Source organism: Paenibacillus sp. 1-18 (assembly GCF_000520755.1).
Classification (GTDB): domain Bacteria; phylum Bacillota; class Bacilli; order Paenibacillales; family Paenibacillaceae; genus Paenibacillus; species Paenibacillus brasilensis.
This window is the reverse complement of the sequence record NZ_ASSB01000031.1, coordinates 1-16,075: the sequence shown is the minus strand read 5'-3', so window position 1 is coordinate 16,075 and position 16,075 is coordinate 1. Positions and strand designations below refer to the sequence as shown.

Genomic DNA, 16,075 nt, shown 5'->3' with positions numbered 1-16,075 from the left:
AAGTTAATGAGACAGCATGTAAAGGGGGAATTGCTTTGAAGTTATGTGTAATCGGGGCAGGGTATGTCGGACTGGTGTCGGGGGTCTGTTTTGCTGCACTCGGCAATACCGTCGTCTGTATTGATCAGAATGAGGACAAGATTCGGCTGCTGCGTACAGGGGGAGTGCCGATTTATGAACCGGGATTAAAGGCCCTAATTAAAGATAATGTCGAGCAGGGCCGACTGAGCTTTACAACAGATACATCCGCTGCGGTGAAGGACGCGGAGATTGTTATTTTGGCGGTCGGTACACCTTCACTGCCGAACGGTGAAGCCAATCTGTCCTATATTGAAGGAGCTGCCTGTGAAGTGGCAGATGCCATGAATGGCTATAAGGTGATTGTTACCAAAAGCACGGTGCCTGTCGGAACAAACGAGCGTATTCAAAATTGGATTGCGAGTCGCACGAGCTATCCCTTTGGTATAGCCTCGGTGCCTGAATTTTTGCGTGAAGGCTCGGCAGTCATAGACACGCTGCAGCCGGATCGCATCGTCATCGGAGCTTCCGACCCGCATGTGGCCGCAGTGCTGACTGCGCTGCACGAGCCGCTCACCACCAATATCCTAACTACAGATATCCGTTCGGCGGAAATGATCAAGTACGCGTCGAATGCTTTTTTGGCGACCAAAATTTCGTTTATTAATGAGATTGCAAACATTTGCGAAAAAGTGGGCGCAGATGTTACACGCGTGGCACACGGCATGGGGCTGGATCAGCGGATCGGTTCCTCATTTTTGTCAGCGGGTATTGGCTATGGCGGCTCTTGTTTTCCCAAGGATACACAAGCGCTGATCCAAATTGCCGGCAATGTAGACTATGAATTCAAACTGCTGAAATCCGTGGTGGAAGTGAATCAGGGGCAGCGCTTTAATGTGATTCGCAAGCTGGAAGAAGTGCTGGGTGATCTGGAAGGAGCAACGGTCGGCATATGGGGGCTGGCATTTAAACCGAATACAGATGACGTAAGAGATGCCCCGGCGCTGGATATTATGCAGTCGCTGCTGGAGGCAGGGGCGCAAATTCGTGCATATGATCCGATCGCTACGGCTAACTTCCGCAAACTGCTGGACAGCTCGGAAGTAACGTGGGCGGATAGCGCACGGGAAGCGGCAGAGGGCTGCGACGCACTGTGCCTGTTGACAGAGTGGGAGGAGTTTGGTGAGGTGGGGCTCGGTGAGCTGAACGAGCTGATGAGGCATCCTATTATGATCGACGGACGCAATGTGTACAGTGAAGAGCAGATCAGGAAGTCAGCCTTTGCCTATTATTCGGTCGGCAGGCCGCAATTGAACAAGATGGATGTAGATTATCAGCGGTCCGTAGTGAATCCGTAAAGGGGAGGCTCCGTATGAAACGATGGCTGAAAATAATATTGGGTGCTGCGGCGTTGTTGTTCGTGGGTGCTGCTGCCTACACCGCTTATATGTATCATTCCTTTAAAACGGCGGCCAATGCGATGTATCATCCGCGCAGCATTGCGCAGCCAGGGGTGATCTCTGCTGTTGCGACAGGCGGAGCAGGGCGCTCAGGAGGTATAGACATAGGACTGAGTGCACCCAATCCTGCAGCCATTTCCCAGTTCAAGCCGTTCACCGTGCTGGTGCTGGGCGTAGATCGGCGTCCTCATGATTCGGGCCGCTCGGATACCATGATCGTTCTGTCCGTAAATCCGGCGGCAGGCTCTATGCTGATGTTCAACATTCCGCGTGATACGCGAACAGAGCTGATCGGCAGGGGACGTGAGGACAAAATCAATCACGCTTTTGCTTTTGGCGGAGTGGATATGTCGATTCATACAGTAGAGCATTTTTTGAACCATCCGATAGATTACTATGTACAGGTGAACATGGAAGGGTTTGCGAAATTGGTGGATCTGGTAGGGGGTGTCACGGTTCATAATCCACTTGATTTTCAGTATGAGGGCCATCATTTTGCACAGGGGAATCTGAAATTGAATGGAACGGAAGCGTTGGCCTATGCTCGTATGCGTTTTGATGATCCGCGTGGGGATCTCGGGAGAAACGCCCGTCAGCGTGAGCTGCTCAAGCAGATTCTTGCACAGTCAGTTAGCAAGGAAGGATTATTGAAGGCAAAACCGATCCTGGAGGCAGCGGGAGAACAAATACGTACGGATATGACCTTTGATGATATGACAACCTTTCTGACCCGGATCGGCCCGTCCCTCAAGCAGACAGATACGGTCGAGCTGAAGGGGCACGGAAGTAAAATCAATGGAGTGTATTATTATATCGTGGATAATCACGAACGTCAGCGTATTCATGACCTACTGGAGAAGCATCTGCTCACCACGGCCGTATCACCTTAAGCAAGCTAAGTCCAAGGCGGGTGCACTTTAAGGAGTGGACCTGTTATTGTCTTCTAAACTCAGCTTGTCCCACATACATCTGTAGAGTATCCAGCAGATCGTCCAACAGAGGGAGGGACAATCGGTGTTATTTAGAAGGAGAGCCGCAGGCTGAATATGATATTCGTACAGATCAGGATGGAGAAGGGGTAGAAAAGGCCTATCGTATTAAGGTCACCCAGCATTACAAGACCCGATTCGGCACTTTTGATATTGTACAGCCCTGTTATGTGACGCAGGAAGGTGAGGAGTGGCGGGTGCTTTGGATATACAAGGAAAAGGAATAGCCGTGACAAGGTGTTTCCGAAAGAATAAATATGGTACAATACTTCCAAAACCGGAAATGAACAGTAAAAAGCGTTGGGCTTCACTCCGGATGGAAGGAGTTTCATAGCATGCAGCAAACGACAGGACAGGTTCCCGTCATACGGATGGAGGGTGTGAGTAAAATCATTTCCTCGAAAGCGATTGTGGACGATCTGACGCTGGAGGTTCCGGCGGGACAGGTATTTGGTTTCCTCGGACCCAACGGTGCGGGAAAAACGACCACGATCCGCATGATGGTGGGTCTGATTTCGATAAGCAAGGGCGATATTCATATTTGTGGAGACAGCATAAACACGGATTTTGAAAAGGCTATTTCTCATGTCGGTGCGATTGTTGAAAATCCAGAGATGTACAAGTTTTTGACAGGCTATCAAAATTTGCAGCATTTTGCACGAATGTCTCCGGGGGTAACCCAAAAGCGCGTGGATGAGGCGATACGCTTGGTAGGACTTGAAAACCGGATTCACGATAAAGTCAAAACCTACTCGCTCGGGATGCGGCAGCGCCTCGGGGTAGCTCAGGCAATTTTGCATCGACCGAAGCTGCTCGTGCTGGACGAGCCGACCAATGGTCTGGACCCGCAAGGTATTCGCGAATTGCGGGATTATTTGCGTCAATTGAGCCGGACCGAGGGAATTGCCGTATTTGTATCGAGTCACTTGTTGTCCGAAATGGAGCTGATGTGTGACCGTGTAGCCATTATTCAGAGTGGGCGGCTGGTTGACATCAAGCAGTTGAAGAGCGCTGATGGAGAAGTACAAACGACTGAAATTGCTTTTGAAGTAAATGATGCTAAGCAAGCCTATACACTTGCCGGGGCAGGGCGCGTCGAAGGCAATCAACTGCTGCTTCACCTGGAGCGGGAACAGATCGCAGAGATGAACAGCCTGCTGGCAGCAAACGGAGTTAAAGTATATGCGATTCGCCCGGTTGCCCATACGCTGGAAGATCAATTTTTGGAAGTGACGGGAGGCGGGTCCATTGGCTGATTTCTTCAAGCTGGTACATAATGAAAATCTGAAAATTTACCTGCGTGTGCGCACATGGATTATGCTGGGACTGCTGGCGGTCATCACTGCCGGGATTCCGATGCTGATTTCCCTGGTTTCGGATCAGGTCAGTGTGTGGGATGGGATTGCGTTGACGACGTTGTTTACATTTTTCCTCAATACGACGTTTACGGTTATTGTAGCTGCTGATTCGGTAGCCGGTGAATTTACTTGGGGAACGATTAAGCTGCTGCTCATCCGACCCTGGACGCGCAGCAAAATACTGTTGTCCAAGTATATATCCGTTATTTTGTTCAGTTTGCTTGGAACGATCATTTTGATCTTAATGGTTACACTGTCCTCTTGGCTGATGTTATCCAAGGATGCACCAGCAGGTTCTGTTCCGCTGTTTAGTGATCCGTTATCTTACGTTACGTTGAACTTCTTGTATAGCTATATCGCTTTATTTGTGACGATGGCCTTTGCCTTTATGCTGTCCGCTGTTTTCCGTTCCAGCGCCTTGGCGATTGGGCTGTCGCTGTTCATGATGTTTACCAAAACAGTCTATAACTCTATTGGCTTGTTTAACACCGATCGTTTTGCATGGACCCAATACGTACTTTTTACACATATGGATCTGAAAAAATATCTTGATATGCCGCCGGGGACGGTTAGCTCTGGTCTTACCTTTTCCCTAACTGTGCTGGCCGCTTATTATGTGGTATTTATAGCCATTGCCTGGGTGGTTTTCATAAAACGGGATGTTTCAACCTAAATCCGTGACCTGAGAGGTTCCGGTTTTCATAACATCATAATTTTCGCAAAATGCTGAAATCACAAAAAGGACGTTCAAATGCCTGCCATTTGGACGTCCTTTTTTCTATGTTAACGCTATTTAATCTATTTTCAGCCAGGATCAATCAGTAGGGTCGTTTTGCGTTTAAAAGGGTAGAGAGAAACAGATTAGAGGGGGCCCGCGACATGCTGCAAAATAATCGTTTTTTTCGTTTGACTACAGGCATTGTTATGCTGCTACTCATCATTTATTTAGGCACCAAAGTAAGCTTTATATTTAGTCCCATCGTGTCCCTGGTCAGCTTGCTAATCGTACCATTGATGCTGTCCTTCTTCTTCTATTATTTATTGAGACCCATAGTGGATATAATGGAACGGAGAAAAATCAAGCGCCCCATCTCCATATTACTGATTTATTTGGTCATTGCCATGCTGCTGTTTATTTTCTCCTGGGGGGTGTGGCCTACGCTGCGGGAACAGGTAACCAATTTATTTGAAAATGCGCCGAAGCTCATTAAAAGTCTGGTTGATCAATTGAGCCAATGGCGGCATAATCAATCCTTGAGGCAAGTGCTGCCTCCGGGTGAAGACCCGCTGTCACGACTGTCGGATACGTTTAACGAAGCCTTATCTGCTCTGTCCGATTATTCGGTCAAGCTGGTATCATTCGTGTCCTACTTTTTTATCGTGTTGGTTACCTTTCCGATTTTGCTTTATTACATGCTGAAGGAAGGGAGCAAATTTAGTCCTAAAATGCTAAACTTCTTTCCTAAAAAATATCACAAGGATGCACTGGAGGTTATGGAGGATATTGACAGCGCGCTCAGCAGCTTTATCGTCAGTCGGGTGCTGATCAATGTCGCATTGGGTGTGATGATGTTCCTTGGATTTCTGATGATTGGCTTGCCTTATGCCTTGCTGCTCGCCATTATTTCGATTTTTCTTAATTTTATTCCCTATGTGGGAGCAGTGGCGGCTTCCATACCTGTGCTTGTGATTGGATTTCTCGAATCGCCTTCCATGGCGCTCTGGTCATTGGTCGTTGTCATCGCTGCCCAGCAAATTCAGGATAATTGGCTGTCTCCTATAGTTTTTGGCAAGCAGTTGGATATTCATCCGTTGACTGTTGTCATTTTGCTGCTGGTTGGTGGTGACCTGCTCGGTGTACTGGGTATTATTCTGGTCATTCCGCTGTATATGTGCGCTAAAATTGTCATACGCAAGGTATACCATTTATTTTTGGAGCGCAGAGTGGAGGATATAATGGAATAAGTAGCGGATAGGGATTTTTTTAAGGCATGCAGCCAGCTGTTATCCCGCTTCTGATTGCAGGGGGGCTTGGTTGTTTTCCTGACTATTGTCGGAATGGGTTAAGGATTCGTTGTTCGAATCGTTCGCCGAGGTCAATGGCTCAGCATCCTTCGTGCGGTTCATTTGACATGTGCCGTCCAGAACGCCGCCTTCTAAAATGACTAATGCGGCCGCCGCCGCATTCCCGTATAGTTCACCTGTCGGCGTAATGGTCAGCCGTTCCTCTGTGGTGATGCTGCCGAATACCTTCCCGGCAAGAACGACGTCCCGTGCCATGATGTCTGAACGCACAACAGCGGTTTCTCCAATGATGACGGTACGAGAGCTGCAGATATCACCTTGAAACTGGCCGTCAATCCGAATATTGGCCTCTGCCTCAACAGTACCTTCAAAGCTGGTGCCGTTAGCCAGCAGCGTATCTGTTACAGGGGCGGAGAGCTTTTTTTTCGATTCCTTGAACATGATGGTTTCCCCCAATCTTTTATTGTACATACAGTAATGGATCGACAGGCTGGTTATGCTTGACGATCTGGAAATGAAGATGAGGCCCCGTACTTCTTCCGGTGCTTCCCAGCAGCCCGATGGTCTGTCCTTTTTGGACACGATCCCCCGGAGCCACCTGCATTCCGCTCAGGTGCATATACCAGCTCTGGAGTCCGTCAGGATGCTGGATGATAATGCGATTGCCGCGGGCTCCGCTGGAATTGGCCTCCAGTACGGTACCTGCCCCCGCCGCATAGACGGGATCACCTGTTTGTCCGGCGATGTCCACGCCTGAATGGAAAGCCGATCTGCCCGTAAATGGATCGCTGCGATAGCCGAAGCTGGAGGACATTCGGCGTGAGCCTACAGGCCAAACGGAGGGCTTCCCTTGCTCGGCAAGAGCCAGCCTGCGGGTCTGAAGCAGTTGCGCAGCTTGTTTGCGCTCCAGATTCTGTTGAACGGTATTCGCCTGCTGAATAGAGCGGGGAACCGTGCGTTCCACCGTGTCCAGCAGGGATTCGATCTCCTGAAAATCATCCATGGCCTGACGAGCAAGCAGGGCTGTATTTTCATGAACTGCAATGAGTTCGCCCCCGGTATGGTTGGAGGCATCCCAGGAGAGCGGAGTTATGGTTGATTTATTGCTGCTTGCGCTAGAGGAATTTCCGTGTTTACGAATAAATTGCTGCATTTGCTGTTCCAATTCCGTTATGCGCTGGAGGCGTTCACGAATACTAGTCGCTTGATTCGTCAGCTCCATGACCTCGCGTCGTAGTCGCCCGATGGCTGCATCCTTGTCTGCTACCGTAACCTCCATCTGCAAACTCTGGACAGCAAGATTCGTTTCCATTTGGGAAATAATATGGGAAGAACGGATTTGCAGCCCGATCACGAGTGTAGAGATAGACGCGATCACAAGGGTCGGGACGAGAATGACAGCGGCTGTAGAGCATTGCAGCTGCTTGGGTGGTTGCTGTGCGTCCCGAATGACAAGCAAGGTCATCCGGCGATTTAGGCTTCCTTTTTTCATAATCGCTCCTTTCCGGACATCGCTCCTATAGTGCTTGGTTACTATCTATTCAGCTAAAGGGGCAAACATGTCAAAAAAATTGGAGAGCTTGGTATAAAACGTAGATATATAAGGAGGCTTAAACATGCTGTGGTTGCTGTTGGTTTTAATCGTTTTTATTTTTCAGACCGGAACGATCCTGCTCTTTGAATTCCGGAAGCCTTCCAAAGCAGTAGCCTGGCTATTTATTTTGTTCTGCTTTCCGCTTATTGGCTTTGTCGTGTACTACTTCGTAGCACAGGATTATAAGAAGCGCAAAATGATTCGAAAAGCAGGATCACAGCTGTTTCGTGAATTCCGTGAGCGTCTGTGGGCTCAATCGAGGGTGATTGAGCAGGTGGAACAAATACGTAATCCTCATTTCAGACATCAGGAGCGTCTGTTTAACCAGTTGATTCGCATGTCTGAAAATCCGTTGACTGGATGCAATCGCACACGTGTTCTGACCAATGGAGAAGAGACCTTTGAAGCCATGCTGACCGCGATGGAGCAGGCGAAGCATCATATTCATGTGGAGTTTTACATATTCCGGGCGGACGAAATCGGAAGAAAGTTTCAGGAGGTCATGATCCGCAAGGCACGTGAGGGAGTAAAAGTACGATTTGTGGTGGACGGCGTGGGAAGCTACAATTTGCCCTATTCTTTTATTCGCGCCTGTGGCGAGGCGGGAGTGGAATTTCATTATTTTCTGCCTCCATTTTTTGCTACGCTGGATCGCCGGATCAACTATCGGAATCACCGTAAAATCCTGGTGGTGGATGGAATCATAGGATTTGTGGGCGGAATCAATGTAGGCGACGATTATCTCGGTAAATATCCTAAGGTAGGATTTTGGAGGGATACGCATTTGCAGATTGAAGGAGATAGCGTCTATTTTCTGCAAAATGTATTTTTGAGCGACTGGAAGCTGGCCTCGGGGGAGAGGCTGATGGATGCAAATTTGTTTCCGCCGCATACCTGTTCAGGGGATGAGGAGGTGCAGATATTGAGCAGCGGTCCCGATCAGGTATGGGATACGATTCAGGAGATGTGCTTTGGAGCGCTGTCGGTTGCCAAGGAGCGGATCTGGATTGCGACACCGTATTTTATTCCTGATCCGGCTATTTATGAGGCGCTTAAGCTGGCAGCGGTTAGCGATGTGGATGTGAAGATTATTATTCCATATCAATCGGATTCGAAGCTGGTTCATCTGGCGTCTCTGTCCTATGTGCAGGAACTGCTGGAAGCGGGGGTGGAGTTCTACCACTATCGAAAAGGATTTATTCACGCCAAAGTGGTGATTGTGGATGACTTACTCGGCTCGGTCGGGACTGCCAATATGGACATGCGCAGCTTTTTCTATAATTTTGAGCTGACTGCTGTACTCTTTGCGCATTCAGCGCTGGAACGTCTTTCGACCGATTTTGAAGAGGACATTTCCAACTCCTCACGCATAGATTTAAATGTATTCCGCAGACGGTCGCGAGCGCAGAAAACAGCTGAAATTCTAGCTCGCATGCTCTCTCCACTCCTTTAAAGTCGATTTTCGCCGTTTTTATCAATAAAATCCCTCTTTATTGAGATTTATGTGCTTTTTACTAACTTTCTTACGCAAAATCACAATTTTATGATATACTATTTATATAAATAGCGCGGTAAAGAAGAGGGGACTGCGGATGCAGCCCCTTTTTTGTCCAATATTATCATACTGTAACGGGGGGATTTATATATGAGTGTAGTAAGCAAAGAAGTCCAAAATGTATCTGAGATCACAGATGTGACCGGAGAGTTGACCAAGATCAGCAAAATTCCAGCTAATCCGAAGAACAAAGCAAAACGCCTGTTGCAGCGTGCAGCCATGATTGTGGTTGGTGCGGCTCTGATGGCGGTGGGCCTGGAAATATTCCTGGTTCCCAACGGCGTTATTGACGGAGGCGTTACAGGCATCTCCATTATGGCCTCCAAGCTTACTGGCTACCCGCTCGGTATTTTCCTGACCCTGTTGAACCTTCCATTTCTGGTTATCGGCTACAAACAAATCGGTAAAACCTTCGCTTTATCCACATTATTCGGCATTATTGTAATGTCCATCGGAACCGCATTACTTCACAATGTAAGTGCGTTGACTCCTGGCGAACCGCTGCTCGGCGCTATCTTTGGCGGTGTTATTCTCGGCGTTGGGGTCGGGCTTGTGATTCGGTCCGGCGGCTCGCTGGATGGAACAGAGATCGTAGCTATTCTCGTCAGTGAAAAAACTCCTTTCTCGGTCGGTGAGATCGTACTGTTCGTTAACATCTTCATTCTGGGCAGTGCAGGCTTTGTATTCGGCTGGCCGAATGCCCTCTATTCCATGATTGCTTATTATATTGCCATGAAAATGATTGATATAACGATTGAAGGTCTGGATCAGTCCAAATCGGTCTGGATTATTAGTGAAAAGTACCGCGATATCGGGGATGCCCTGACAGACCGTCTTGGACGGGGCGTAACCTATCTGGAAGGTGAAGGCGGCTTTACAGGCGAAAGCAAGAAAGTCATTTTCGTCGTTATTACTCGTCTAGAGGAAGCGAAGCTGAAGAACATCGTTGAAGACTGGGATCCCCACGCTTTTGTGGCGATTGGCAACATTCACGATGTGAAGGGCGGACGCTTTAAGAAAAAAGGAATACACTAGCTCAAGGGGACAATTTCTCAGCTATTATGGCTGCGGGGGTTGTCCCCCTTTTTTGCATAGGCGGAAATCAGGTTGGATGAGCCTTGGCACGCATATGCTTTAGAATATCCTCGACAGGCTGTGGAGGAACCTTGCCGATCAAGTCGCCTATCTGATTTAGTCGTTCCTCAATATTCAACAAATGGTAATCAAGTGGTGATACATCCCGCCGTACCTCATCCCATGTAAGTGGAGTAGATACAGTCGCACCGGGGCGAGCCCGAGGGGTATAGGGAGCAGCCAGCGTTTTACCCTGATAATGCTGTAAATAATCAAAATAGATGGCTGTTCCACGCTCCTTTTTTAACCGTTCCAGAGTGAATAGATGAGGGTGTTTTTCCGTCACAAATTGTCCGACCAGCAGTCCGATGCTGCGAAGCTCGTGGAAGGTTACGCCTGTTCGAATCGGGACGATAATTTGCACTCCGGTGGCTCCGGATGTTTTGGGGACCGATTCCAAACCAAGCGAAGCCAGCACTTCACCAACGATGGAGGCAGCCTCCGTTATGCGTGGCTCCACTTCTCTGGACGGGTCCAGATCAATCATCCATTCACAGGGCAAATGGCTTCCTGCTTGATGCAGGGAGGGGTGAAATTCCAGCGCAGCTTGGTTGCCGAGCCATAGCAATTGTGGCAGCTTGTTAAGCACGATATATTCAATATCGTCATGCAACGTGGTTTCAATATAATCTGGCCGAGGCTGTGGAGCATTTTTCTGATAAAAAAATTTCCCGTGAATGCCATGTGGCCAGCGGATGACGGTCAGCAAGCGATGCTGACAATATTTGAGCAGGAAAGGTGCCAATACTGCAAGCTTGCGAAGATATAACGCTTTGGTCACACCGGCTTCCGGCCACAGCGGTTTATTCGGGTTGGTGATGGGAATTTCCTGACCTTCAATGGTAATCGTACCTTTAACAGCTTGTCCCATAGGGCTACGCTCCTTCTTTATTCCAAATAAGCTGAGCTGAAAAGTTACATGTGGCGACCGCTATCGTTTGAACAAGATGTACTTATGGATTAGGATGAGCGTCAGGTACACAATTTATCCATCAAAGGGATTGACAAGATACATTATGTATCATAAATTTATAATAAAAATACGAAGTGTATCTATTAAAGTGTCTTGAGTCAGAGCTAGAGGAGGAGTATTCTTGATTGAAAAGCAAGGTGGGGGCCTGATATTTCTGCTGAGTGTCCCACGGAGCGGAAGCTCGCTGCTTACCACTATTTTGCAAAACCATTCACGCCTGTTTGCCACCCAGGAAATGTGGTTTTTGCTCAGTCTGCATGATCTTCCTCAGTCCCATACACGACCCTATGGAGGAACAGGAATTATTCGGCAATTTTTTAAAGGTATGGTTCCTCCACCTGTATTGGAGCAGGCCTCCCGTTCGTATGCGCTTGAAATCTATAATGGTCTGCTTCAAGGCACAACAGCAGATATGCTCATCGACAAATCTCCGCGTTACTATGCGGTGCTGGAATTTATAGACCGTTTGTTTCCGGCAGCCCGCAGGGTGTGGCTTATTCGCAATCCCTTGGCTATTGCCGCTTCATTCAAAAAAGTCAATCAGCTACGAGGTGGGCGTTTTCGTTTGCTGGAGGAGCTGAAAAGCCCCCATTTTAATATGAAAATGACGGATATTACCGTTGGTCTGCTCCGTTACGCCCATTATTTTGCCACACCTCATCCACTTGCATACCCGCTTATGTATGAGCAGCTCGTATCCAATCCGGCGCTGGAGATCGAGAAGCTTTGCGGTTTTTTGGGGATCGAATATGAATCAGGAATGGAAAATTACGGAAACTTTGCGGATACTCCCAAATCCAGTTTGTTTTATAGCATGGGAGCGGGTGATCCATTCGTTGGGGAGCATGTACAGCCGCATCAGGATTCGGTACATAGCTGGCAACATCTGTTGAGTAAAGAGGAAATTGAGTTGTATTGCAGAAGCATCGGATCTCGTATATTTAGGCAGCTTGGCTACACGGAAGCGCTGGAGCAGGCTGAGCAGATTGCTGGAGTACGCTTTGAGGATGAGGCCGACGTGGAGCTGTTTAGTCGACGTACTCACCAGTTTCTCCAGCAAAGCGGATTTGAATGGAAAACTGCTTATCGAATGCTGGATGAACAGGATGCGGATAACAGGGGATTTACGAAAAGCGAAATAAATATAGTGAATGAAGGACATTATGTGGCCCCTCATGATCCTGCAAGGATGGATATGGAACGGATCGTGAATGAGCGACGGATTCAAGCGCTGGAAAACAGGCTGACCCATAGTTATGAGGAGCGTAAGCGTCTTATCGCTCAGCTCCAAGCCTATCAAGACAGCAATCAAGGTCTTCGATCTCGCGGCCTGTTTGCCCGTAAGCTGGGCCGCTGGGCGTCTATAGCGTTATCAAGTATAGGAAAAGATAAAGGGGGGAGAACGTGAGTGCAATTGCCGGAATCTACAGCTTTGGTCATGAGCCCGTAAGCGCCGAAGAAGGCGGTAAAATGATGCAAGCCCTGCGAAAATATCCCGCGGACCGCGTGTGTGCCTGGTGTGAAGACTCCATTTTTTTAGGCTGTCATGCCCAGCATGTGACCCCGGAATCTGTCCATGAGCGTCTTCCCTTTTATGATGAGCAGCGAGAGCTGGCTATCACCGCGGATGCGATTCTGGACAATCGTTCCGAGCTGTTTGAGCGGCTGGGAGTCAGACAGGAACGGCGGCAGGAAATCACGGATAGCGAGCTGATTCTACTGGTATATGACAAATGGGGGGTGAACACGCCTCAATATTTAATAGGTGATTTTGCCTTTGTCATTTGGGATGGCAAGCGGCAACGGCTATACGGCGCACGAGATATGACGGGAAGCCGTACGCTGTATACCTATCAACATGAGCGAGCCTTTGCATTCAGCACAGTTGTAGCTCCGCTCTTGGCCTTAACCTCTCTGCGGAGAGAACTGCATGAACCGTGGTTGGCCGAGTTTCTGTCCATCCGCGCCATGCAGGAATCCGTCGATATCGGTACGACTGCCTACAAGCATATTAACCAGCTGCCTCCCGCACATTGGTTCACTATGGAGGAGGGAAAGCGGACTCTCCATAAATATGTAAGTCTGGATGAGGTAGAGCCGCTGCGGCTCAAATCGGGAGGCGAATACATAGAAGCATTCCGCGAGGTGTTCTCACAGGCGGTCACTGCCCGATTACGAACGCATCGCGCCGTAGGAGCGGCCTTGAGCGGGGGACTGGATTCCGGAGCGGTTGCCAGCATTGCCGCACCATCGCTGCATTTGCAGCAAAAGCCGCTGTACGCATACAGCTATGTACCTGTTCAGGATTTTAAGGATTGGACATCGCCTTCATTGCTGGCGAACGAACGAAGCTATATTCAGTCTACGGCTCGCTATGTAGGCAACATTCACGAACATTATATGGATTTTGAAGGGAAAAGCCCGTTTTCGGAAATTGATATTTGGCTGGAACTTATGGAGGCTCCCTACAAATATTTTGAAAATTCCTTCTGGATCAGAGGTTTTTATGAAAAAGCACAGGAACACAATGTCGGTGTATTGCTGACCGGGGCAAGAGGTAATTTTACCGTTTCATGGGGCCCTGCACTGGACTATTATGCCCATCAGTTTCGCCGTATGCACTGGCTGCAATCCTTTCGGGGCTTGTGGCACTACAGCAGGCTGACCGGAAGACGTATGTCTCGTCTATTGCCCATGATGCTGAAAAAGGCGGCTTCGCTCGATTCCCGTGCATCGCTATTTCGTGGCCAACGAACTCCGGTTCCTTTGCTGATTCACCCGGAGTTTGCCAAACGGATGCATGTAGAAGATGTTCCGGTATTAAGCGGAACAGGCTGGATGAAGAATGCCGACCAGACGAGAAAAGAAAAATTTTCGAATCTGGCGATTGCCAACAAAAATGGTGTAGTCGCGACCAAACTTTCTTTGCGCTATGGCTTGTGGGAACGTGATCCGACTGGAGACAGCCGAGTGATTCGCTTTTGCTTATCTGTACCTTTTGAGCAATATGTGCAAAACGGCCGGGACCGGGCGCTTATTCGTAAAGCTATGCAGGATCATCTGCCTGACGATGTTCGGTTGAATCAGCGTGTGCGCGGCGTGCAGCCGGCAGATTGGCTCCACCGTATGATTCCTTGCTGGGATGCGTTTATGGGGGAGCTTCAATTAATGTGTTCTGATTTACGAGCCGCCGAATATCTCAATATAGAATTTATTAAGACGGCCATGTCGAAACTCCGCCATCCTCGCCCCGATCAGGCGTCGGACCCCAATATACGACTGCTGATGCACAGTTTGATCGTGTACCGTTTTCTTTGTAGATCCAATTGATTTTGATGTGATCCCGTCGGATCGTTCAGCATTTGTTGGAGAGGAGGTGATAAGATGAGCAAAAAAGAATGGCAGGAACCAACGATAGAGGTACTGGATATTAACCAGACCATGGCAGGTAAAGGCTGGAAAAATATTGATTGGGTGTCCGACTTCGATGCCGATCTTTATAATCCAAGCTAACAGAGATCATACATTTGTAGCCCATGCGGGCCGGGAGTCATAAAGATAGACCTATTACGAGCCGTCTTTATTTCTTTTGGGCTAAATGTGCTGCTCAAGGAAATAAAGACGGGACTTTTTAAAAGGCAGAGGGAGTGAGTCCTATCGTGCATGACAGGAGTATAAGTGTCGGTTGGGCCCAATATACAGCCTTTGGGCTCCGAATTGGGAGTGAACTGAAACTACCTGAGCTGGTACAGTCAGCACGGGGAGCGATAGAGGATGTGGTCATTCGTCAGGCAGATTTGACAGCATGGAGTGATCGGCTTGAGCAGACCAATTTTGTGATGCAGGGCGAACGCTTTATGTTTCAAATACCCGGCACGGCCATATATGCCGTCAGGGAAGGCAAAGAGATTGAGGTATGCATTCACTCCGGGGCCGATCTGGAGACTGTGCGGTTGTTTGTGCTGGGTACATGCATGGGCGTTCTTCTGATGCAAAGACGGATATTGCCGATTCATGGAAGCGCGGTAGTCATCAGGGACAAGGCCTATGCCTTTGTGGGCGAATCCGGTACGGGAAAATCGACATTGGCTGCTGCTTTTAGACAGGCAGGCTATCAGATGGTCAGCGATGATGTTATTGCAGTAAAAGCTACGGCATCCGAGCCTATTGTTTATCCGGCTTATCCGCAGCAGAAGCTGGGGCTCGACAGCCTGCTTCAACTGGAGGCTTTACAAGGACATAAGCGTGTACGCTCCCAAAAGCACATGTTTGTTCTAACTCACGGCAATCCTGCGATGCCACAATATGGGGATCTGCGTAAGATTGCAGGTGAATTGAATAAATATGCTGTACCCACGGGAGACGAATTCTATAACGAACCGCTTCCCCTGGGGGGCGTATTCGAGCTTGTGACAGAGGCTTCGAACCGTAAGTTTCTGTGCGAGGGTGAGCTAACCGCGGTTATGGAGCAGCCCTTGAACGTACTGGAGTGCTTGCATACATTACTATTGCATACATATCGTAGGGGAACCATTCCGCGAATGGGTTTGGGTGAATGGTATTTTGGAACGGCGGTCCGGATGGCTCGAAGAGTGGAGGGCTGGCGGCTGCTCCGAAGCAGCTCGGATTTTACCGCGTCCGAGATGGTACAACGGATACTTGATATCCTTCATAAGGAGGAAAATAGCTATGGCAGCCATTAATTCAGCCAAGGACCACTACCGCGTCATGTACGGTGAAGAGGTCTATGTCAGTGATATGGACGGAGAAAAGGTTATGATGAGCATCAACACTGGAAAATATTATAATCTGGGCTTTACAGGAGGGCGAATCTGGGAGTTGGCGGAAACTAGTCCTTCACTCGGAGAGATCGTAGCTGTCCTGACGGATGAGTATGAGGTGGACGAGGAGCAGTGCAGGCAGCAGGTACACGCCTTTGTGGCTGAGCTGGAACGGGAAGGACTGCTAA

General features: G+C 48.8%; 15 protein-coding genes. 12 read left to right on the top strand and 3 right to left on the bottom strand.

What is annotated here, in order from left to right:
• Positions 1–35: 35 nt before the first annotated feature.
• The 5 genes from L693_RS0102210 to L693_RS0102185 all read left to right on the top strand — a co-directional run bounded on the left by L693_RS0102210 (position 36) and on the right by L693_RS0102185 (position 5,790).
• Positions 36–1,376 carry a UDP-glucose dehydrogenase family protein gene (locus L693_RS0102210; protein WP_025715867.1) on the top strand — a complete coding sequence of 447 codons (1,341 nt, stop codon included), beginning with the start codon at positions 36–38 and terminating at the stop codon, positions 1,374–1,376.
• A 14-nt stretch (positions 1,377–1,390) separates the two neighbouring features.
• Positions 1,391–2,368, top strand: coding sequence for an LCP family glycopolymer transferase (locus L693_RS0102205; protein WP_025715866.1), 978 nt, complete (start codon positions 1,391–1,393; stop codon positions 2,366–2,368).
• A 434-nt stretch (positions 2,369–2,802) separates the two neighbouring features.
• Complete coding sequence (locus tag L693_RS0102195) at positions 2,803–3,723, top strand: ABC transporter ATP-binding protein (RefSeq protein ID WP_025715865.1); 921 nt, start codon at positions 2,803–2,805, stop codon at positions 3,721–3,723.
• Positions 3,716–4,498, top strand: coding sequence for an ABC transporter permease (locus tag L693_RS0102190; protein ID WP_025715864.1), 783 nt, complete (start codon positions 3,716–3,718; stop codon positions 4,496–4,498). The genes L693_RS0102195 and L693_RS0102190 overlap by 8 nt, the downstream gene beginning before the upstream one ends.
• A gap of 206 nt (positions 4,499–4,704) precedes the next feature.
• Complete coding sequence (locus L693_RS0102185) at positions 4,705–5,790, top strand: AI-2E family transporter (RefSeq protein ID WP_025715863.1); 1,086 nt, start codon at positions 4,705–4,707, stop codon at positions 5,788–5,790.
• A gap of 39 nt (positions 5,791–5,829) precedes the next feature.
• On the opposite strand, the gene L693_RS0102180 is transcribed toward L693_RS0102185, so the two are convergent.
• Together L693_RS0102180 and L693_RS0102175 are read right to left on the bottom strand one after the other, a co-directional pair.
• Positions 5,830–6,291: a bactofilin family protein gene (locus L693_RS0102180; protein ID WP_025715862.1), complete on the bottom strand. Its 462-nt coding sequence runs from the start codon at positions 6,289–6,291 to the stop codon at positions 5,830–5,832.
• Between the two features lie 19 nt (positions 6,292–6,310).
• Positions 6,311–7,342 (bottom strand): M23 family metallopeptidase, encoded by a 1,032-nt coding sequence (locus tag L693_RS0102175; RefSeq protein WP_025715861.1) that lies wholly within the window; start codon positions 7,340–7,342, stop codon positions 6,311–6,313.
• 124 nt (positions 7,343–7,466) lie between these two features.
• On the opposite strand from L693_RS0102175, the gene cls reads away from it, so the two are divergent.
• Positions 7,467–8,897, top strand: a complete 1,431-nt coding sequence (gene cls, locus L693_RS0102170; RefSeq protein ID WP_025715860.1) for a cardiolipin synthase — start codon at positions 7,467–7,469, stop codon at positions 8,895–8,897.
• A gap of 192 nt (positions 8,898–9,089) precedes the next feature.
• On the top strand, positions 9,090–10,034 hold the full coding sequence (locus tag L693_RS0102165; RefSeq protein ID WP_025715859.1) for a YitT family protein: 945 nt from the start codon (positions 9,090–9,092) through the stop codon (positions 10,032–10,034).
• 67 nt (positions 10,035–10,101) lie between these two features.
• On the opposite strand, the gene ligD is transcribed toward L693_RS0102165, so the two are convergent.
• Entirely contained in the window at positions 10,102–11,004 is a 903-nt protein-coding gene (gene ligD, locus L693_RS0102160; RefSeq protein WP_025715858.1) for a non-homologous end-joining DNA ligase, read from the bottom strand.
• Between the two features lie 223 nt (positions 11,005–11,227).
• Between ligD and L693_RS0102155 the strand changes: the two genes are divergently transcribed.
• The 5 genes from L693_RS0102155 to L693_RS0102135 all read left to right on the top strand — a co-directional run.
• Positions 11,228–12,514: a sulfotransferase family protein gene (locus tag L693_RS0102155; protein WP_025715857.1), complete on the top strand. Its 1,287-nt coding sequence runs from the start codon at positions 11,228–11,230 to the stop codon at positions 12,512–12,514.
• Positions 12,511–14,436: an asparagine synthase-related protein gene (locus L693_RS0102150; protein WP_025715856.1), complete on the top strand. Its 1,926-nt coding sequence runs from the start codon at positions 12,511–12,513 to the stop codon at positions 14,434–14,436. Before L693_RS0102155 ends, L693_RS0102150 begins: the two co-directional genes overlap by 4 nt.
• Before the next feature lie 54 nt (positions 14,437–14,490).
• Complete coding sequence (locus L693_RS29735; RefSeq protein WP_152380779.1) at positions 14,491–14,619, top strand: paeninodin family lasso peptide; 129 nt, start codon at positions 14,491–14,493, stop codon at positions 14,617–14,619.
• Positions 14,620–14,765: 146 nt separating this feature from the next.
• Positions 14,766–15,809, top strand: a complete 1,044-nt coding sequence (locus L693_RS0102140; protein WP_025715855.1) for a serine kinase — start codon at positions 14,766–14,768, stop codon at positions 15,807–15,809.
• On the top strand, positions 15,796–16,075 hold a 280-nt coding region (locus L693_RS0102135), incomplete at its 3' end, for a lasso peptide biosynthesis PqqD family chaperone (RefSeq protein ID WP_025715854.1). The genes L693_RS0102140 and L693_RS0102135, both read left to right, overlap by 14 nt.